General features: G+C 61.0%; 14 protein-coding genes. 9 read left to right on the top strand and 5 right to left on the bottom strand.

The window, feature by feature from the left end:
* Nucleotides 1–86: 86 nt before the first annotated feature.
* A complete protein-coding gene (locus T424_RS0100705) occupies nt 87–1046 on the bottom strand; it encodes a lysylphosphatidylglycerol synthase domain-containing protein (protein ID WP_027486008.1) in 960 nt (319 codons plus the stop codon).
* Nucleotides 1047–1132: 86 nt separating this feature from the next.
* On the opposite strand from T424_RS0100705, the gene T424_RS19880 reads away from it, so the two are divergent.
* Entirely contained in the window at nt 1133–2128 is a 996-nt protein-coding gene (locus tag T424_RS19880) for a glycosyltransferase family 2 protein (RefSeq protein ID WP_051558706.1), read from the top strand.
* A 2-nt stretch (nt 2129–2130) separates the two neighbouring features.
* Nucleotides 2131–3618, top strand: a complete 1488-nt coding sequence (locus tag T424_RS0100695) for an ArnT family glycosyltransferase (RefSeq protein ID WP_027486007.1) — start codon at nt 2131–2133, stop codon at nt 3616–3618.
* Here the strand turns inward: T424_RS0100695 and T424_RS0100690 are convergent.
* Nucleotides 3606–4976 carry an aspartate aminotransferase family protein gene (locus tag T424_RS0100690; RefSeq protein ID WP_027486006.1) on the bottom strand — a complete coding sequence of 457 codons (1371 nt, stop codon included), beginning with the start codon at nt 4974–4976 and terminating at the stop codon, nt 3606–3608. The two genes, T424_RS0100695 and T424_RS0100690, sit on opposite strands and share 13 nt — an antisense overlap.
* Nucleotides 4977–5108: 132 nt before the next feature.
* On the opposite strand from T424_RS0100690, the gene T424_RS0100685 reads away from it, so the two are divergent.
* The 5 genes from T424_RS0100685 (at nt 5109) to T424_RS0100665 (ending at nt 12127) form a co-directional block, all read left to right on the top strand.
* Complete coding sequence (locus tag T424_RS0100685; protein WP_027486005.1) at nt 5109–6464, top strand: glutamine synthetase family protein; 1356 nt, start codon at nt 5109–5111, stop codon at nt 6462–6464.
* 346 nt (nt 6465–6810) lie between these two features.
* Nucleotides 6811–8409 (top strand): peptide ABC transporter substrate-binding protein, encoded by a 1599-nt coding sequence (locus tag T424_RS0100680; protein ID WP_037066213.1) that lies wholly within the window; start codon nt 6811–6813, stop codon nt 8407–8409.
* A 61-nt stretch (nt 8410–8470) separates the two neighbouring features.
* A complete protein-coding gene (oppB, locus tag T424_RS0100675; protein WP_027486003.1) occupies nt 8471–9394 on the top strand; it encodes an oligopeptide ABC transporter permease OppB in 924 nt (307 codons plus the stop codon).
* Nucleotides 9387–10520, top strand: coding sequence for an ABC transporter permease (locus T424_RS0100670; protein ID WP_027486002.1), 1134 nt, complete (start codon nt 9387–9389; stop codon nt 10518–10520). The genes oppB and T424_RS0100670 overlap by 8 nt, the downstream gene beginning before the upstream one ends.
* A 2-nt stretch (nt 10521–10522) precedes the next feature.
* Nucleotides 10523–12127, top strand: coding sequence for an ABC transporter ATP-binding protein (locus tag T424_RS0100665; protein ID WP_027486001.1), 1605 nt, complete (start codon nt 10523–10525; stop codon nt 12125–12127).
* Nucleotides 12128–12178: 51 nt separating this feature from the next.
* Here the strand turns inward: T424_RS0100665 and T424_RS0100660 are convergent, their stop codons facing one another.
* The gene (locus T424_RS0100660) at nt 12179–13084 is read right to left on the bottom strand and encodes a diacylglycerol/lipid kinase family protein (RefSeq protein WP_027486000.1); all 906 of its coding nucleotides are present in this window, start codon (nt 13082–13084) and stop codon (nt 12179–12181) included.
* A 260-nt stretch (nt 13085–13344) separates the two neighbouring features.
* Here T424_RS0100660 and T424_RS19875 point away from each other — a divergent pair, with 260 nt between their 5' ends.
* Nucleotides 13345–14586, top strand: a complete 1242-nt coding sequence (locus T424_RS19875; RefSeq protein WP_037066210.1) for an MFS transporter — start codon at nt 13345–13347, stop codon at nt 14584–14586.
* Between the two features lie 284 nt (nt 14587–14870).
* Entirely contained in the window at nt 14871–16247 is a 1377-nt protein-coding gene (gene mgtE / locus T424_RS0100645) for a magnesium transporter (RefSeq protein WP_027485999.1), read from the top strand.
* Between the two features lie 175 nt (nt 16248–16422).
* On the opposite strand, the gene T424_RS0100640 is transcribed toward mgtE, so the two are convergent.
* Both T424_RS0100640 and T424_RS0100635 read right to left on the bottom strand, forming a co-directional pair.
* Complete coding sequence (locus T424_RS0100640; RefSeq protein WP_027485998.1) at nt 16423–19554, bottom strand: efflux RND transporter permease subunit; 3132 nt, start codon at nt 19552–19554, stop codon at nt 16423–16425.
* A complete protein-coding gene (locus T424_RS0100635) occupies nt 19551–20828 on the bottom strand; it encodes an efflux RND transporter periplasmic adaptor subunit (RefSeq protein WP_027485997.1) in 1278 nt (425 codons plus the stop codon). Before T424_RS0100635 ends, T424_RS0100640 begins: the two co-directional genes overlap by 4 nt.
* Nucleotide 20829: the final 1 nt, after the last annotated feature.

Here is a 20829-nt window from a genome sequence, read left to right as displayed (position 1 = left end):
AAAAGTGGAAGCCGGTTTTCCGTCTTAAAATGCGTAAAAACAAATAGTTAGAACGGTTCAATGTTTCCGTGAAACAATGAACCGCTCTAGCGGCGCCTTGATGGACGGATATGGCTCAGCACCAGCGACAGAACCGTGCTGGTCAGGGCGGAAATAATCACGATGATATGCAGGTTGACGGCGGCGCGCGCCAGTTCGCCACCGGCGGAGGCGCCGAAGGCGACCGCGCCTGCGACGATGCCCGCCGGATAGGTTCCGACCCCTGCCGGCGCATGAAAGGGCAGGACCGAGGAAAGCTCACCGCCGGAGGCGCCGCCAAAGGCCGCCATCAAGGGGTAAACGCCCATGAGGCTCAGTACCCAGGCAAAGACCACCACCTTGGTGGCCCAGTTCACCACCGTCATTGCCCAGGCGCTGAGAAAATCGCCAAGCCGGGCGGGAAGCCCCGCCTCCACTTCCTCGATCAGTTTCAGCGCCTTGCCGGAAAGCCGTGGCCGCAGAAAAGCAAGCATCCGGCCCTTGAGCAGATAGGCCAGAACCGGCAGCAGCAGGAAGGCAAGCCATAGCAGCAGTGCGAAAGCGGTATCGGCCCGTTGCAGCACCATGCCAAGGCCTGCGGCACTCAACAGGGCATGAAGATCGAGAAGCCGCATGACCAGAAGCGCCGATGTGGCCCGCAGCAGCGGCACGGCAAATTCCGAGCGCATCAAGAGCGGAAAGCTGGTTTCGCCGCTGCGAAAGGGCAGCATGATATTCAGCAGGTTATGCACCTGCGCCAGATGAAACAGCGCAATATAGCGGCCTCTGGTTTCAGCCGGAAAATAATCGTAAATGCGCCATGCCCGCACAAGCGCCGTGGACACAAGCAGCGTCAACGCCAGCGCCACCGTGCCAAGCCCCACATGCCGCCACTCGGCCAGCACGGAGGCCCAGCCCCAGATCCATTGCACGAAGGCGATATAGGCCAGAATGGCAAAAAACGCGATCAGCGACACGCCATGGCGGCGGATGAAGGATTTTTGCGTGTCTTTGTCGATGACCGTCATGGCGTCCACGAGTTGCGAATTGCGCGCAGGCGCCGCTTCCTATAACACCCCTTCCAGCAAAGACCAGTATTTTCCGGAGTGCCCGCGTGCCGACCGATCCTTCGAATGCCCCAGAGACCGCCGCTCACACTGCCATCGAATTGTCGGTGGTGGTGCCCTTCATGAACGAGGAAGACAATGTCGGCCGCATGATCGAGCGCATTGCCGAAGCCTTGAAGGATTTCGGCAAGCCGTGGGAACTGATCCTCATCGATGACGGCTCCACCGACCGCACGCTGACGCGGGCAAGGGCCTATCTCGACCAGCCGGGCCTCAACCTGACGATCATCGAGTTCCAGCGCAATTTCGGCCAGGCCGCCGGTCTTCAGGCCGGGTTCGATGCCGCGCGCGGCCGCCTGATCGCCTCGCTGGACGGCGACCTGCAAAACGATCCGCATGACATTCCCTCGATGATTGCCGAAATGGAAAGCCGCGATCTCGACCTGCTCTGCGGCTGGCGCAAGGCGCGGCAGGATGCGCTGGTGCTGCGAAAAATCCCTTCCTGGTGTGCCAACCGCCTGATCGGCAAGGTAACAGGCGTGCGCATCCATGACTATGGCTGCGGGCTGAAGCTTTACCGCGCCAGCATCATCAAGCAGGTGCGCATCATGGGCGGTATGCACCGCTTCATTCCGGCCTGGGTGGCCAGCGTCATCCCCTCCTCGCGCATTGGCGAAACCGTGGTCAACCACCATGCCCGCCAGTTCGGGGAATCGAAATATGGCATTTCCCGCACGGCCCGCGTCATTCTCGATCTTCTGGCCGTGCTGTTCTTCATGCGGTTTCGCCAGAGGCCGGGGCACTTTTTCGGCATGATCGGCTTTTTCATCGGCGCCATCAGCGCGCTGATCCTTTTCTATCTGTTCATCGTCAAGCTGATGGGTGAAGACATCGGCACGCGCCCGCTGCTTCTGGTCGGCGTCATGCTGTTTCTTGCCGCCATCCAGATGATTACCACCGGCATCGTGGCGGAAATGCTGACGCGCTCCTATGACGAGCCGCGCGCCTATATCGTGCGCAAAACCTACGGCAAGGACGGCTGAGGATGCTGACGGCGCTGAAGGAGCGGCCATCGGCACTTTACCTGCTGCTGGCGGCCTATTTTCTGGCGAATATGGCGGTGCGGCTGATGCTGCCTGCCTCGCTGGAACTGGATGAGGGCCAGCAGCTCTATTATGCGCAGTGGCTTTCACTGGGCTATGACAGCCAGCCGCCCTTCTATAACTGGATCCAGTATGGCGTGGTGCAGCTTCTCGGCCCCACCGTTCTGTCGCTGACCCTGCTGAAAAACCTGATGCTGTTTGCCAGCTACGCGCTGATGGCAGCCACGGGTTTCATGCTGCTCAAACGCCGCGATCTTGCGGTGATTGCCGCGCTTGCCATTCTGACCATGCCGCAGGTGAGCTTCGAGGCGCAGCGCGATCTCACCCATACCGTCGCACTGATTTTTTGCACGGCCCTGTTTGTGTTTGCCCTTCTGGGCACGCTGAAATCGCCAAGCCTTGCAGGCTATGCGCTGACCGGGCTTGCCATCGGCTGCGGCACGATTTCCAAATATAATTTCGCGCTCATCCCGCTGGCTGCCGTGCTGGCGCTGTTGTGCGAGCCGCAATGGCGCCGCCGCCTTTTCGATTGGCGCATTCTCGTCACGCTGGCCATTGCCGCGCTGGTGGTGCTGCCGCATGGGCTGTGGTTTCTCGACCATATGGAAGAGGCCACCCGCAACACCATCGGCAAGATGACCGATACGAAGCTGAAGACCTTGACGGGCCAGATCGCCGTTGGCCTTCGCTCGCTCACTGCGGCAGCTCTTGCCAGCGCCGCACTCACCACGCTTCTGCTGCTCATTCCCTTTGGCGCAAACCTCAAGGCAACGCTTCGAAGCGGCAATGAATGGAGCCGCCTGCTGGGCCGGATCATGATGTTCGTCGTGGTCTTCCTGGCGCTGATGGTGCTGTTCGGCGGCGTCAGCTTCATCAAGGACCGGTGGCTTGCGCCCTGCTTCCTGATGCTGCCGCTCTATCTCTGCCTCAAGGTGGAGGCGGCGAATTCGGCACCGGATACCGCGCTCAAGCGCTTCCTGCCGGTGGCGCTGGTCATCATGGTGCTGGTGCCGCTGACGCTGACGCTGCGGGTTTTTCTGGCTGGCAGCTATGTGGAATATCAAAAGCAGAACGTGCCCTATGAGAAGGCCATAGACGGAGCGCTTGCCGCCCTGCCGCAAAGGCCCGCCCTGGTCCTGACCGTGGACCAGCAACTGGCGGGCAATGTGCGCCTGCACGCCCCCGATCTTGCAGTTGCCGTGCCGGGAAACCGCGCCACGACATCAGCCACCTTTCAGCATCCACAGGCCGTCTTGCTCCTGTGGCGCGACAAGGGTCGCCCACAGCCGGAATTGCCGCAAAACCTGCAAGACTGGCTGGCAACACAGCCTGACATGAAACAGCAGACGGTGGGCTCGCTGGCTCTGCCCTATATCCACGGCAAGGCGGGGGATTTCTACCACTTCCATTATGCCTTCTATACGCCCTGATTTTGCAGCAGCCAGTCCAGCGCGGCGCGCAGCGCCGCCACGGCCTGATCCACTTCCGAACGTGCAATGACCAGCGGCGGCGAAAACAGCATCCGGTCGCCGGTGGCCCGCACGATGACGCCATTTGCAACGCAGTGATTGCGCACCGCCGTGCCAATATCGTCGGGTTTTTCATAACGGCGGCGGCTTGCCTTGTCGGCGGTGATCTGTACCGCACCCATCAGGCCAACGCTTTGCACTTCCCCCACGGCCGGGTGATCGGCAAGGGAGGAAAGGGCCGCGCCGAAATAGGGGCCGATGTCGTCGCGCACCCGCTCCACCAGCCCCTCTTCCTCGATGATGCGCAGGTTTTCAAGCGCTGCGGCCGCCGCTGCCGGATGGCCGGAATAGGTATAGCCGTGATAGAAATCACCCACCTCGTCGCGCAGCACCTCGGCCACGCGGTCGGCCACCAGCACGCCGCCAATCGGCAGATAGCCGGAGGAGAGGCCCTTGGCGATAGGGGCTAAATCGGGCTCGAAATCGTAATATTGATGACCGAACCAGGTGCCGAGCCGGCCGAAGCCGCAAATCACCTCATCGGCAACCAGCAATATCCTGTATTTCGCGCAGATGCGCCGGATTTCCGGCCAATAGGTCTCGGGCGGAATGATGACCCCGCCCGCCCCCTGGATCGGCTCGGCCACGAAGGCTGCAACATTGTCCTCGCCAAGTTCGATGATCTTGTCTTCCAGTTCCCGCGCCACCTTCAACCCGAACTCGGCAGGCGCAAGCGTTCCGCCTTCGGCGTACCAGTATGGCTGGTTGATGTGGACGATACCATCGATGGGCAGATTGCCCTGCTCGTGCATCCACGTCATGCCGCCAAGCGAGGCGCCCGCCACCGTCGAGCCGTGATAGCCATTCTTGCGGGCAATCACTTTGGTTTTCGTCTCGTAACCCAGCGCCTTCCAGTAGACGCGGGCGATGCGGAACCAGGTATCGGAGGCCTCCGAACCGGAATTGGTGAAAAAGACGTGGTTGAGCTTGGCTCCGGCCTTGGCGGCAATCTTCTCTGCAAGCAGCGTGGTGGGGGGCGTGGTCGTGCCGAAAAAGCAATTGTAATAAGGCAGTTCCTGCATCTGGCGATAGGCGGCCTCGGCAATGGAGCGGCGGCCATAGCCCACATTGACACACCAGAGCCCGGCAAAGGCGTCGAGATATTGCTTGCCGGTACTGTCCCAGATGTAAACGCCCTCGCCGCGTTCAATGATGCGCGTGCCCTCGGCATTCAGCTTGTGCATGTTGGAAAAGGGATGGATATGATGGGCGGCATCGATGGCCGCGAGGTTGGAGAGGTTAGCAGCGGGCTTATCCATGCGGGCATTCCTTGAGCGCAATCCTCCGCCTTGCGGCAGGAGAATTGAAACGGCGTGTTTTATCCTTTACGAGCATGAAGGGCGCGCCACGCTTTGGCAAGCGCCCGGCTTCACCATCCAGCGGACCTTTCCATGACACAGACCGGCCATAGCGACCCTTCCTGCGACACCGACCCGAATGCCCGCATCGAGGTGCTGCTGGTTGGCATGAACGGTGATCTGCGCGGCAAGATGATCCCGCTTTCGGCGGAGGAAAAGGTCTGGAAAAACAGCGTGCGCCTGCCCTCCTCCACCCAGTCGCTGGACATCTGGGGCGATGACAATGACGACATTACCGGCATTTCGCTGACGCTGGGCGATCCCGATGGCATTTGCGTGCCGGACCGCCGCTCGCTTGCCGCCCTGCCCTGGGGCCCGAAGGGCTCGAAACAGGTGCTGGCCACGATGCACGATCTTTCAGGCGCGCCTTATTTCGTCTGTCCGCGCGCCATTCTGGCGCGGGTGCTGGACCGCTTCCGGCAACGGGGCCTGACGCCGGTGGTGGCAACCGAGCTTGAATTCTACGTGCTGGACGGAAACTGGCGCGAGCTTGGCCGCCCCATGCCGCCCAAACCGCTGACCTATCGCGGTGAGGCCAATGGCTTCCAGCTTTACGACATGCGCGCCACCGCCGCCATGGAGGCCTATCTGGACACGGTGCGCGACTATTGCAACGCCATGGGCCTGCCTGCGGATGCCACCACGGCGGAATTCGGCCCCGGCCAGTTCGAGGTAAACCTGCTGCACCGGCCCGATGCCATGGCGGCAGCCGATGACTGCATCTACCTCAAGCGGGTGGCCGAATTCGCGGCGCTGCGGCATGGCCTGAAATCCACCTGCATGGCCAAGCCCTATACGGGCGAGGCCGGTTCCGGCCTGCATGTGCATGTCAGCCTGATCGACAGCCAAGGCCGCAATATTCTCGATGCCGCCGGGGGCGATCCGGTGATGCTGAAATCCGTGACAGCCGGATTGTTGCAGACCATGGCGGAAACCCAGCTGATCTTCGCGCCCTTTGCCAATTCCTATCGCCGCTTCCAGCCGGGCTCCTTTGCGCCGGACAAGATCAACTGGGGCTTTGGCCATCGCGGCACCGCCATTCGCATACCCGAGCGCGATGGTCCGGCTGCGCGGGTGGAACACCGCGTGGCGGGGGCGGATGCCAATCCGCATCTGATGCTGGCCGCCATTCTCGGCGGCATATTGCGGGGGCTGGACGAAAATCTCGATCCCGGCCCGCAAACCGCCCCCGGACAGGAGCCGGATTGCCCGCTTCTGACCCATGACTTCCTGACCGCCGTGCGCCGTTTCAACAACTCCGCTTTCATTGCCGATATTTTCGGCGCCGATTACCAGCGGCTCTATGGCGAAACGAAGCACAAGGAGGCGCTGGCCTACCTGCGCACCGTATCTGACTTCGATTATCGCAGCTATCTGCCGCGCATCTGACCTTCACCCCGCCCTATCGCCGAAGTTGCACCGTGAAGACGCAGCGATGCATCGTCCTGTCCGCAGCGCGCACGGGCCTGCGTCGGGCGTGCTTGCGTCGTCGCGTCGCACTCATGCTTACGTAAGCCCCACAAACTGTATACACTTGTGTGGAAAACATGTTTTCCAACCGGTAAAATTTCGCGATCATGCGGTTAAGCCGCGAAAAAAATCGTTTGAATGCCGCATGATAGCCAAAAACGCGCCGCTTTTTGACGAAGTTTATTTGAGGCAGGGGTTGTTTTTTGGGCAGAATTCAAATTTGTTCGGCTCCCGAACCCTATCCAGAAGGGGAAGGAGAACAAAAATGAATCACTTTAAATCCCGATTGGCTACAACCCTCCTCGCCGGTGCGCTATTGTTCGGCGCAAGTCAGGCACTCGCAGAAGCTGTATTGCATCGCGGCAATGGGGGAGAGCCCAAATCGCTGGACCCCGCCCATATTTCAATCGATATCGAAGGCTTCGTCATTTACGACCTGTTCGAAGGCCTGACCGTCCACGATGCGAACGGCAACATCATTGCAGGGGCCGCCGAAAGCTGGAAGCTTTCCGATGACGGCACCGTCTATACCTTCAAGATTCGTGACAGCGCCAAGTGGTCGGATGGCTCGCCGGTCACGGCTGAAGACTTCCAGTTTGCCATGCGCCGTCTGGAAGATCCGAAAAACGCCGCCGAATATGCAAACCTGCTTTACCCCATCAAGAATGCCGAGGCCGTCAACACCGGCAAGATGCCGCTGGATCAGCTTGGCGTGAAGGTGATCGACGCCAAGACGCTGGAAATCACGCTGGAGCGCGCCACGCCCTATTTCCTGCAACTGATGGCGCATTACACCGCCCTGCCGGTCAACAAGGCCAATGTGGAAAAATTCGGCGACCAGTGGGTCAAGCCGGGCAATATGGTCAATAACGGCGCCTTCAAGCTGCAATCGCATGTGCCGAACGACAACCTGACCGTCGTGAAGAACGACCAGTACTGGGACGCCAAGAACGTCAAGCTGGACAAGGTGATCTTCTACCCGATCGAAGACGATGCCGCCGCCGTGCGCCGCTTCGAAGCCGGCGAACTGGACGTGACCTACAACTTCTCCGCCGACCAGTTGAAGCGCCTGCGGGATCTCTACAAGGATCAGGTCCATGTCGATCCGGGTCTTGCGACCTATTACTATGCCTTCGACACCCGCCAGGAGCCGATGAGCGACGTGCGCGTGCGCAAGGCGCTGTCCATGGCGATCGACCGTGACTTCCTGTCGAACGAAATCTATTCCGGCGCGCAGCTACCGCTCTATTCCATGGTGCCTCCGGGCATGGAAGGTTATGAAAAGCCGCCGCAGCCCGATTTCGCCGGACTTTCGCAGATCGACCGCGAAGACAAGGCCGTGGAGCTGATGAAGGAGGCCGGTTACGGCAAGGGCGGCAAGCCGCTCAACCTGGAAATCCGCTACAACACCAACACCAATCATGAGCGTGTGGCCACCGCCATTGCCGATATGTGGAAGACCACTTTCGGCGCCAAGGTGTCGCTGGTAAACCTCGACGTGGCCTCGCACTATTCCTACCTGAAGGAAGGCGGCAAGTTCTCCGTGGCCCGCGCCGGCTGGAGTGCCGACTATGCCGATCCGGAAAACTTCCTGGCGCTGACGCTCAGCACCAATACCAGCTTCAACTACGCGCACTGGAACAATGCGGAATTCGACGCGCTGATGAAGAAGTCCTATGACGAAAAGGACGTGAAGGCGCGCATGGAGCTGATGCACAAGGCCGAGCAGATCCTGGTGGACGAGCAGCCGGTGGCGCCGTTGATGAACAGCGCAAATCTGTGGCTGGTTTCCAGCAAGGTTTCCGGCTGGGGCAACAACCCCGTCAACGAGCATTATTCCAAGTATCTGAGCGTTTCCAGGTAACAGCGAACGGGAGATGACGCGCGATAGGTCAGATAGACCTGTCGCGCGTCTGCTATTATCCATGATCAATTTCGTTCTGCGAAGACTGGCGAGCGCGGTGCCAACGCTGTTTCTCGTCATTACCATCTCGTTTTTCCTGATGCGCATGGCGCCGGGCGGTCCGTTCGATCTCGAACGTCCGCTGCCGCCAGACATCATGGCGAACCTGATGAAGACCTATCAGCTCGATCAGCCGCTGTGGAAACAGTATATCACCTATGTTTCCAATGCCGTGCAGGGCGATTTCGGGCCAAGCTTCATCTATAAGGACAATACGGTTTCCCAGTTGATCGGCCAGGCGCTGCCCTATTCCGTGCAGCTTGGCGGCACGGCACTGCTTCTGGCGCTGGTGGGCGGCGTGATCCTTGGCACGATTGCCGCGCTTCGGCAAAACGGCATTATCGATTTCGTGCTGATGACCTTTGCCACCATTGGCGTAACTGTGCCCAATTTCGTGATGGGGCCGGTGCTGACGCTGATCTTCGCGCTGATGCTGGCCTGGCTGCCCGCGGGCGGCTGGGGGGACGGCTCGCTCTACTTCCTCGCCCTGCCCATCACCGTGCTCGCCCTGCCGCAGGTGGCGGTGATTGCGCGGCTGACACGCGGCTCGATGATCGAGGCGCTGCACACCGACCATATCCGCACCGCCAAGGCTTACGGCCTGCCATCGCGGGTCGTCGTCATCACCCACGCGCTGCGCGGCGCCATGCTGCCGGTCGTTTCCTATCTGGCGCCGGCGGCGGCCGCCCTTCTCACCGGTTCCGCCGTGGTGGAAAGCATTTTCACCATTCCCGGCGTTGGCCGCTTTTTCGTGATCGGCGCGCTGAACCGCGACTATCCGCTGGTCATGGCCACCGTGGTTCTGGTTGCCGTGTTCGTCATCGTCTTCAACCTGTTGGTCGATATTGCCTATGGCCTTCTCGATCCGAGGGTCCGCCATGACTGATATTTCCACCTCCGCGCCTGCCGCTGCGCCGCAAATTGAAGGCCGCAGCCTGGGCCAGCTTGCCCTGCTGCGCTTCCGCCGCAACAAGGCCGCCATGGGCGGCAGCGTCATGCTGCTGCTGATCGCGCTGTTCTCCTTTGTCGGGCCGCTGTTTTCCTCGCACGCCTATGACCAGGTGTTTCCGTCCTATGTATCGGTCGCGCCGAGCCTCAAGCCCTTTCCCAACCCGGAAACCCTGCATGACGTGGCCGATAGCGCCGCCAAAAGGGCACGCCTGCTGCTGGAAAGCTTCGAGGTCAAGGCGGGAATCTTCACCGCCAAAGTGTCCTCCAACCGCCCGATCGACGAGCGCAGCGTGCGCTATTTCGACCGGGTGAACGAGTTCAAGGATACGAAAATCGCCGAGACCGCGCCCGATCAGCTCTCCATGGTGCTGACGGGCCATGTGTCGCAGGAATATTTCCCCTTCGGCACCGACAGCAATGGCCGTGACCTTCTGGTGCGCGTCATGCTGGGCGGGCAGATTTCCATTGCCGTCGGCCTTGCAGCCAGCCTCGTTTCGCTTGGCATCGGCGTGGTCTATGGCGCCACCTCCGGCTATCTCGGCGGTCGGGTGGACAATGTGATGATGCGCATTGTCGAAATTCTCTATTCCCTGCCCTTCGTTTTTCTCGTCGTGGTCATGGTGGTGTTTTTCGGCCGGTCGATCTGGCTGATCTTCATTGTCATCGGCGCGGTGCAATGGCTGGAAATGGCCCGCATCGTGCGCGGCCAGACGCTCTCCCTCAAACGCCGCGAATTCGTGGGCGCCGCCCAGGCGCTGGGATTGACCGATTGGCAGATCATCCGCCGCCACATCATTCCCAACACGGTGGGGCCGGTCATCGTGTTCGTCACCGTGGTGGTGCCGCATGTGATCCTGACGGAAAGCTTTCTTTCCTTCCTTGGCCTTGGCGTTCAGGCGCCGCTGGCAAGCTGGGGCACGCTGATCTCGGAAGGCGCGCGCAACATGCAAAATGCGCCATGGCTGCTGATCTTCCCGGCGATCTTCTTCGTTCTCACGCTGTTTTCGCTGAATTTCGTTGGCGATGGCCTGCGTGACGCGCTCGACCCGAAGGACCGATAAGCATGGACAAGACACAGAACGACACCGTCCTTGCCGTCAAGGATCTCAAGGTCAGCTTCACCACGCCGGATGGCGAGGTGCAGGCGGTGAAAGGCGTGAGCTACGAGGTGAGAAAGGGCGAAACGCTTGCCATCGTCGGCGAATCCGGCTCCGGCAAGAGCCAGACCATGATGGCGATCATGGGCCTTCTGGCCGCCAACGGGCAGGTTTCCGGCTCTGCCCGCTATGGCGAAACGGAAATGGTGGGCGCCAGCCTCCAGACCCTGAACAGCGTGCGCGGCGCAAGGATCACCATGATCTTCCAGGAGCCGATGACCTCGCTGGACCCGCTTTACACGGTCGGCAAGCAGATTGCCGAGCCCTTGATCCACCATCGCGGCATGAAGAAGGCTGAGGCCCGCAAAAGGGTTCTCGAACTTCTGACGCTCGTGGGCATTCCCGAACCGGAACGGCGCATCGACAGCTATCCGCACGAGCTTTCCGGCGGCCAGCGCCAGCGCGTAATGATTGCCATGGCGCTCGCCAACGAGCCGGACCTGCTGATTGCCGACGAGCCGACCACCGCGCTGGATGTTACCATTCAGGCGCAGATCCTCGACCTTCTTGCCGATCTGCAAAAGCGTTTCGGCATGGCCATCGTGTTGATCACCCACGATCTCGGCGTGGTGAAACACGTCGCCGACCGGGTGATCGTCATGCGGCGCGGCGAGGTGGTGGAACAGGGCAGCCGCGACGATATTTTCGAGCGACCGCAGGCCGACTACACGAAAATGCTGCTGGCAGCCGAACCGAGCGGTGAAAAACAGCCCCCTGCCCCCACCGCACCCGTGGTGCTGGAAGGCAGGAATGTCGTGGTGGATTTCGACATCAGCTCAGGGCTGCTGTTCAAGACGGCCAGACAGTTCCGGGCAGTGGATCACGTCAACCTGACGCTGCGGCAGGGCCAGACCATTGGCATTGTCGGTGAATCGGGATCGGGAAAATCCACGCTTGGCCGGGCGCTGCTCAAGCTTCTGCACGCACAGGGCCGTTTCAGCTTCGAGACCACGGATATTTCCGGCCTCGACCGTGCGGGAATGCGGCCCTACCGCAAGCGGATGCAGCTTGTGTTTCAGGATCCCTATGGGTCGCTTTCGCCCCGCCAGACGGTGGGCGAGATCATCACCGAAGGGCTTTACGTTCACGAACCGCAGCTTTCCAAGGCCGAACGCGACCAGCGCGCCATCGCCGCACTGGTGGAGGTGGGGCTGGACCCGGCCGCGCGCAACCGCTATCCGCACGAGTTTTCCGGCGGCCAGCGTCAGCGCATCGCCATTGCCCGCTCGATGATTCTCAAGCCGAAGGTGGTCATTCTCGACGAGCCCACCTCGGCGCTGGACCGTTCCGTCCAGCGGCAGGTGATCGAGCTGTTGCGCGACCTGCAACAGAAACACGATCTTTCCTATGTGTTCATCAGCCACGACCTTTCGGTCATCAAGGCGATTTCAGACCATGTGATCGTGATGAAGAATGGCAAAATCGTTGAGGAAGGCCCGACGCGGGAGATTTTCGAAAGCCCGGCCCAGGACTATACCAAAGCGCTGATCGCCGCCGCCTTTACCCACTGAGATTCGGACACCCTGTGAAGGTGCGGGGCGCCGTGAACCATGGCGTCCCGCTCAACTACCGGCTGGAACCAGCACTTTCAGCTCGCCCGGATGGCTCCTGATTTCGATGTTGCGGGGCATCCGCAGCAATTCGCCATCGATCACGCAGACCGCGCCTTTTCTGAGCCGTGGAAAATGCAGCTTGAGAAGCGGCGCGGCAGCCGCCGTCACGGCCTCGTTCTCATGCAGGCGACCGCGTAAAATATCCACCGCCAGCCCCACCACGCCCACCGTGTCCAGCGGCGCGGCCAGATAGATGCCGAGCTGGCCGGTGGTGACATCATCGGCATAAAACAGCGGATTGCTGCCAATCGGATTATTGGAAACAGAGATGGCCGAAACCTCGCGCTGATCCACCTTGCCATCGGCATTGATGTCGAAAGCCACGTCGAAGCGCGGCGGGTTGAGCATGACGCTCAATGCCGCGCTGGCGCTGGCGCGCATCTTGCCAAGGCGGGAGGCGAAATCCATGCGGTTTCTGAGGCGCACCATGCGCGCGTGCATACCGGCGGAAAACTGGTGGACGAAGGGATGGCCATTGGCGGAGGCGATGTCCACGGATTTGATCTCGGCGCTCGAAAGCGTCTCCAGCACCTGCCAGATGTCGAGCGGCAATTTCAGCGTGCGGGCAAAAAGGTTCATCGTTCCGGCAGGCACGATGCCCAGCGGAATGCCCGCCTTCCAGCAAATGGCTGCCGCGCCTGAAATCGTCCCGTCGCCGCCGCCTGCAATCAGCGCATCGTAGCCACCATGGGTGGCCTCTTTCAAGGCACCCGTTATGTCCTTGCCAGCCACGACGGCGCAGTCCAGCTCATGCCCGGCCTGACTGAACACGGCGTGCGCCCGCTCACAATAAGCCTGCATATCCGTGGTGCGAAACGTACCACCATCACGATTGAGAACGGCCTTGATCTTCATCTGTCCTCGCGTTTCGGAACCTTGCGGTACACATTGCACCAATCATCTTTCGCCTCCGGTGCATCAAGGGCAAAACGCCGCTTGGCTGCAAAAGTTGCAAACCTGCCATGCAGCGCCAGGGGCGGGGTTACTGCGCTGCATATAAGCATGATAAAAGGCAAAAACAGATGCAACCCTCACAGATATGATTCGCCTTTCCCGGCGCCTGCGGATGCCTGGCGAAACAGAGGGAGGGCCAGCCCCATGCAAAGGACCACCGAATGAATGAAAGCTTCCGGCAGGAGAAGGCGGCTTTGCCCGATGCGGCCGAAAACGCCGATGCCGCGCCAGTGAGCGGGAAAACCGCGGCCCTGATCGAGCTTGCACTGGCGGTGGGCGGCTTTGGCATCGGCACGGGTGAATTCGCCATCATGGGGCTTTTGCCGGATGTGGCCGCAAGCTACGGGGTCAGCGTGCCGGAGGCGGGTCATGTCATCAGCGCCTATGCGCTGGGTGTGGTGGTGGGCGCGCCGATCATCGCCGTGCTTTCCGCGCGGCTGCCGCGCAAGACGCTGCTGATCGGGCTGATGAGCCTGTTTGCGCTGGGCAATCTTGCCAGTGCGTTTGCGCCCGGCTTTTTGAGTTTCACGCTGCTGCGTTTCATCACCGGCCTGCCGCATGGCGCCTATTTCGGGGTGGCCTCGCTGGTGGCGGCCTCCATGGCCGCGCCCAACCGGCGGGCAAGCGCCGTTGGCCGCGTCATGCTGGGGCTGACGGTCGCGACATTGCTCGGCACGCCGCTCGCCACCTTTTTCGGCCAGATGCTGAGCTGGCGATCCGCCTTTGTGCTGGTGGGGACGATTGCCGCCTTGACCGCCCTGCTCATCGGTCTGAACCTTGCGCGGGACAAGGTGGAGGAAAGCGCCAGCATCCGCCGGGAGCTTGGCGCTTTCACGCGGCCGCAGGTCTGGTTCAACCTGGCCATTGCCGCCACCGGCTTTGGCGGGCTCTTTGCCATTTTCAGCTATATCGCCCGCACCACCACCGATACGGCGGGCCTGCCCGCCTCTACGGTGGCGCTGGTTCTGGTGGTCTTCGGCATTGGCATGAATGTCGGCAATATCCTGGGATCGCGGCTGGCCGATTACTCGCTGAAAGGCACGATCGGCGGAATGCAGGTGTTCAACATGGTGGTGATGACCACGTTTTCGCTGACAGCGGCCAATCCCGTCATGCTGTTTATCTGCGTGTTTCTCACCGGCTGCGGCTTTGCCGCCTGCCCGGCGGTCCAGACAAGGCTGATGGATGTGGCAGCCGACGCGCAGACCCTGGCCGCCGCCTCCAACCACTCCGCCTTCAACATTGCCAATGCGCTTGGCGCATGGCTTGGAGGACTGGCTGTTGCCCATTACGGCTATGGCTCCACAGGGTATGTGGGCGCCGCACTTTCGGTGCTCGGCTTCTGCGTCTTCATGATTTCGCTTTTGGCCGAACGCAGATCCATCACGGTTAACAAAGCCTGAAATCAACAGCTTACGAGAGATGTCACGATCCCGGTCCAGCCTTTGATTGTGCAATGCGGCAGAAAAACGTGATCGACCGCAAAGCACTTGACAATTGCCGGAAAGAGTCGCAGCTAATCATCACGCCCACACATTTTCGGGGGGCGGATTTCAACGGAGTCATCGTTTCGATGCCAAGCGACAGTAGCAGTCGATTGTCTTTGCCGTACGCGGCCATCGCGCTCTGACGTCTCCGTCAGCCTGCCCGATCGGTCGCTACGGCGGATCGACGGAAAGGCAAGCTAATGAACATCCAGCGCCTTCAAGGCCGGGCTGGCCATGCCGCCCGCGCCCTTCTCAATGACAGCCTCAATGTTGTCACCATTGCCGAACGGATCGAGCAGCTAAACCAGCTCGACATCGAAGAGGCAGCCGATGCCGTTGCACATTTGCCGCAGCCAAAGGCGCTTCGCGTCATTGCCCGGCCAGAGCTGCACAATGCCGGAAAAATCCTTGCCGCCATGCCGGTGGATCAGGCCGTGCGTCTGCTGAAAGCAACCGCCCACGACCGCGTGGCCGATATTTTTCAGGAGATGGAGGACCGTCCCCGCGCCATCATCTTTTCGCGGCTCGATCCGGCCACGGCGCACGCCGTGGAACATCTGATGGCCTATCCGCAACGCACGGCAGGCTCCATCATGACCACGGAATATGTGGCCGTGCCGGATGACTACACCGTTGCCGAAACGCTGGCCCATATCCGCCGCGTCGAAAGCCACAGCGAAACAGTCTATGCCATCTATGTTCTCGACCGGGAAAGCGGCGCGCTGACCGGCGTGGTTACGCTGCGCCGCCTGGTGACGGTGCCGGGAGAGGCCGATATTCTCTCCGTTGCCCGCCGCGACGGTATCGAAACCGCCGGACCGCTGATGGCACAGGAGGATGTGGCCCGGCTGATCCGCCGCAACAATCTTCTGGCCCTGCCGATCGTCAATGACGAAGACCGGATGCTGGGCATCGTCACCGTGGACGACGTGATCGACACGATGATTGCCGACACCACGGAAGACGCCCAGAAATTCGGCGGCATGGAAGCGCTCGGCAAGCCTTATAACCAGATCAGCTTTGCCGGCATGATCCAGAAGCGTGCGGGCTGGCTATGCGCCCTGTTCGTGGGAGAAATGCTGACGGCCAGCGCCATGCAATATTTCGAAAACGAGCTGGAAAAGGCCATTGTGCTCACCCTCTTCATGCCGCTCATCATGAGTTCCGGCGGCAATTCCGGTTCGCAGGCCACGTCGCTCATCATCCGGGCGCTGGCGCTTGGCGAGCTGAAATTGTCAGACTGGTGGCGGGTTGGCCTGCGCGAATTGCCCACGGGCGTGACCTTGGGCGCCATTCTCGGCGCCGTCGGCTTCATCCGCATCATGATCTGGCAGAAGCTGGGCTTTTACGATTACGGCGAGCACTGGGTGCTGATCGGCTTTACCGTCTTCTCGGCCCTGATCGGTATTGTCACCTTCGGCTCGATGGCGGGCTCCATGCTGCCCTTCATCCTGCAAAAGCTGCGGCTCGATCCGGCCAGCGCCTCCGCCCCCTTCGTCGCCACGCTGGTGGATGTGAGCGGTCTGGTCATTTATTTCAGCGTCGCGCTGCTGATTTTGAGCGGAACGCTGCTGTAAAGGCGTGGATCGGCTACTGCATAATTCCTTAAATCGGAATCGATTTAAAGTGAAAATTATGCAGCAGCTTTAAAGTGTTACAGCGTCCTTTGTGCGTTTGATAAAACGCACGGCGCTGTAAGGCAAGCAAAGGCCCGCATCGCTGCGGGCCTTTTTCATTTCCGCCCTGCGGTGCTTATTCCGCCGCCATGGCGGAGCGCGGCGGCTCGGCGTCGCGGTTGGCGGCATTGTCGTGGTGTTTGCGGCGGAGCAGCCTGCCGAGAAACTTTTCGAAACGGTCCATTTCAAGGAAGATCACCGGCGTGATGAACAGCGTGAGAAGCTGCGACACCACCAGACCGCCCACCACCGCCACGCCCAGCGGCTGGCGAAGCTCGGAGCTTGCGCCCTCGCCCATGGCGATCGGTAGCGCACCGAGAAGGGCACAGAACGTCGTCATCATGATTGGACGGAAACGGCGCACGCAGGCCTCGTGAATGGCTTTGGCGGGCGTTTCGGCGTGATCGCGGATCAACTCTATGGCCACGTCGATCATCATGATGGCGTTTTTCTTGACGATGCCGATCAGCATCAAAAGGCCGATCAGGGCAATGATCGACATGTCGAAGCCGAGAAGCTTCAGCGAAAGCAGCGCCCCGAAGGCGGCCGCCGGCAGGCCGGACAGGATGGTGAGCGGGTGGATGAAGCTTTCATACAACACGCCCAGCACCACATAGATCGTCAGCACCGCCGCAAGGATCAGCAGGCCGGTGCTGCCTTGCGAATCCTTGAAAATCTGCGCCGTGCCGCCATAGGTGGTGAAAACATCGGCCGGCAGGCCTACTTCCTTCTTGATCTCATCGATCCGGTCCGTCGCCTGGCTGAGAGAAACCCCTTCCGGCAGGTTGAAGGAAATGGTGGTCGCAACAAGCTGGCCGTTCTGGTTGATGGCGACGGGTGCCGATTTGCGCACGACATTGGCGAAGTTGGACAGCGGCACCAGCGTGCCGGTGGAGGCTGAGCGGATGCGAATATCCTTCAGGAACTCATCCGTCCACTGGCGGCTCTTGTCGAATTCCACGATCACGTCATAGCTGTCGCCGGTGGACTGGATTTGTGCCGCCGTATAGCCGCTGAAGGCCATTTCCAGCGTCTTGCGCAACTGGTCGCTGGTAATGCCGAAGGCCGCCGCCTTTTCCATGTCCAGATTGATGGTGGCGGAAATCGCATCGTTCTGCGCATCCGACGTCACGTCGGTAAACAGGTGGTCGCGGCGCATGACCTTGAGGATCGTGTCCGACCACTGGTTGGTTTCCGTCGAGTTCAGGCCCTGCACCACGAGCTGGTAAAGGCTGGCCGTGCTTCTGCCGCCAAGCCTGAGGCTTTGCTGCGGATTGATATAGGCCCGGATCCCGGCAATCCTGGCGAGATCACGCCGCAGGTCGTTCAGCGTCTGCTGCAAGGGCGGACGCTCATTCTTGGGCTTCAGTTCCACGTTCAGCGAGCCGTTGTTCAGCGGACTGCGGCTGTTGCCGCCCACGATGGAATTGACGTGTTTGACAGCCGGATTGGCCTGAAGAACCGCCGCAACCTGTCCCTGCAATTCCTGCATGGCCTCGTAGGAAATATCCTCCCGCGCGCGGGTGGACACGGAAAGACGGCCAACATCCTCCTGCGGAAAGAAGCTCTGCGGCAGGGTGTAAAACAGCCATCCCGACGCCGCGACCGAGGCGAAGAACACCAACATCACCGTGAAGCGATGGCGGATGCACCACACCACCGAGCGGTCGTAACCGCGCAGCGTCCAGGCAAAGCCCTTGTCGAACTGGCGGATAAGCCAGGGCGGATTGCTGGAATGGGCCGAAATGCGCGCGCCCAGCATGGGCGTGACGGTCAGCGATACCACCGCCGACGACAGGATGGCCATGGTGACGACCATGCCGAACTCGTTGAAGATGCGGCCGATCACACCGCCCATCAGCAGGATGGGAATAAAGACGGCAACCAGCGAGATGGACATGGAGATGATCGTATAGCTCACCTCGGCTGCACCCTTCAGCGCAGCCTCCCGCACGGGCATCCCCTCTTCCACCAGCCGCAGGATGTTTTCCAGCATGACGATGGCGTCATCCACCACCAGCCCCACGGATAGCGTAAGCGCCAGAAGCGAAATGTTGTCGATACTGTAACCCAGCATATACATGCCGCCGCAGGTGGCGATGAGCGACAGCGGCACTGCAAGCCCCGGAATGACGGTGGCGGTGAGGTGGCCGGTAAACAGGTAGATCACCAGAATGACCAGCGCGATGGTCAGCATCAGCGTGAATTCCACGTCATGCACCGCTTCGCGAATGGAAGCGGAGGAATCGTTCATGACATTGATGATGACCGACGGCGGCAATTGCTGGCGCAACGCCGGCAGCTTGGCCATGATCTCATCCACCACCTGCACGGTATTGGCATCGGGCTGGCGCTGCACGGCCAGCACGATGGCGCGCTTGCCGTCATACCAGCTTCCGCCTTGCAGGTTTTCCACGCTATCCTGCACATTGGCGACATCGCCCAGATGAATGGGCGCACCATTGCTGTTGGCAATCACCAGCGACTTGAACTGGTCTGCATTGGTGCGCTGGGTATTGGCCTCGATGGTCAATTGCTGGTTGGCGCTGGAAAGCGTGCCGATCGGCAACTGGCTGTTGGCATTGGCCACCGCCGTCGTCAGCGTATCGACGCCAAGCCCCCTTGCCTGCAATTTGGCGGGATCCACGCCGATGCGCACCGCATAGGTCTGCGAGCCATAGACGCTGACCTGCGCCACGCCGGGCAGCGTGGACAGAAGCGGCGAGATGATATTGTTGGCAATCTCATCCACCTTGCTGCGGGGCATTTCGTCGCTGCGCACGGCGAGAATCAGCACCGGCGCATCGGCCGGGTTGGTCTTGCGGTAGCTTGGCGTGCTGGTCATGTTGGATGGCAATTGCCGCGTGGTGCGCGAAATGGCCGATTGCACATCCGCCGCCGCCGCATCGATATTGCGGTTGAGGTCGAACTGCAACACGATGGAGGTGTTGCCCAGCGTGTTGGTGGCGCTGATTTCCGTAATGCCGGGAATGGTCTGAAACTGCTTGACCAGCGGCGTCGTCACCGAGGTGGCCATGGTTTCCGGCGATGCGCCGGACAGCGAGGCCGAAACGTTAATGGTGGGAAAATCCACCTTTGGCAGCGCTGCCACAGGCAGCAGCCGATAACCCGCAAGCCCTGCCAGCACCAGCCCGATGGCCAGAAGCGTGGTGGCGACAGGCCGGTTGATACAGAATGCCGGGATCATTCCTGTCCTCCCTGGCTCTTGTTTTCAGCAAGTTTCTGGCCGGGCTTGCTCGATGCGGCGGTTTCCACCGTGACGGTCTGGCCGTCTGCAAGCTGCGCCAGACCTTCCACCACCACCTGCTGGCCTTCCTTGAGGCCGGAGGCGATGGCCGTCATGTCGCCATTGGCGCGCAGAACCTTGACGGGGGTGACGCGCACCTTGCGATCACCATCGACGGTATAGACAAAATCGCCATCGGCGCCGGGCCTGACGGCAACCGTCGGCACCACGATATTGCTGTCGCTGCTGGCAAAGCGCACCGTCACGTTCACACTCTGGCCCGGCCAGAGCGTGCCCTTGCTGTTTTCGAAACGCGCCTTGACCGACACGGTACCGGAGGAGGTATCCACCGCATTGTCGAAGAAGCTCAGCGTGCCGCTATCGGCCTCGCCGCCGGTGGAGAGCGGATCGACATCCACCGTTACGGGATGAGCGCCCGCCGCTGCCCGCAACTGCGGCAGATAGCGTTCCGACATCGGAAATTTCACGAAAATCGGGTTGTAGCGGGTGATGGTGACAATGGTGGAACCAGCACTGACATAGGCGCCGGGGCTGACCTGCACGCTGCCCAGCCTGCCATCATAGGGGGCACGGATCTGCATGTGATCAAGCGCGACCTGATCGGCCTCCAGCGTTGCCTTCAGCGCATCGCGCGAGGCAACCGCCGCATCGCGCGTGGCCCTGGCCTGCTCATAGGTCTGCTGCGACTGGGCGTTCTGCTTGACGAGGCTTGAGGCGCGTTGCAGCGCAGCCTCCGCCTCGGCAAGCGTTGCCTCGGCGGCGGCGATATTGGCCCGGTCCTTGTCCACCGTTGCCCGCGCGGACCGGTCGTCCATGCTGGCAATCAATTCGCCAGCCTTGATTTCCTGCCCGTCCCTGGCGGCAATGGAAATGACCTGCCCGGCCTGAAGCGCGGCAATGGTGGTGCTGTCATCGGCCTCGGCCCATCCTGTGGCCCCCGCATCCATCGGCAGGTTTGCGGTGCTGGCCGCCACGGTTTTCACCACCGCCGGGCCGCCATTGCGGCGGTTGCCGCCACGGTTGCCACCGCCAGCGCCGCCGCCATTCTGGCCCTGCGCTGCCGTTGCGCCGCCCCCCGCGTGAGCGGACTGATCCGGCGAGCCTGCCTGCTGCTTGCCCGCAAGCGCATTGAGATAGGGAATTTGGTCTCGATACGTCCATCCGCCAATGGCAATTGCCACCAGCACGCCTGAGGTGATCCAGAATTTATTCATA

Source organism: Allorhizobium undicola ORS 992 = ATCC 700741, assembly GCF_000621665.1.
GTDB lineage: Bacteria > Pseudomonadota > Alphaproteobacteria > Rhizobiales > Rhizobiaceae > Allorhizobium > Allorhizobium undicola.
The sequence above is the reverse complement of the archived record's forward strand: the minus strand, read 5'-3'. Positions and strand labels throughout refer to the sequence as shown.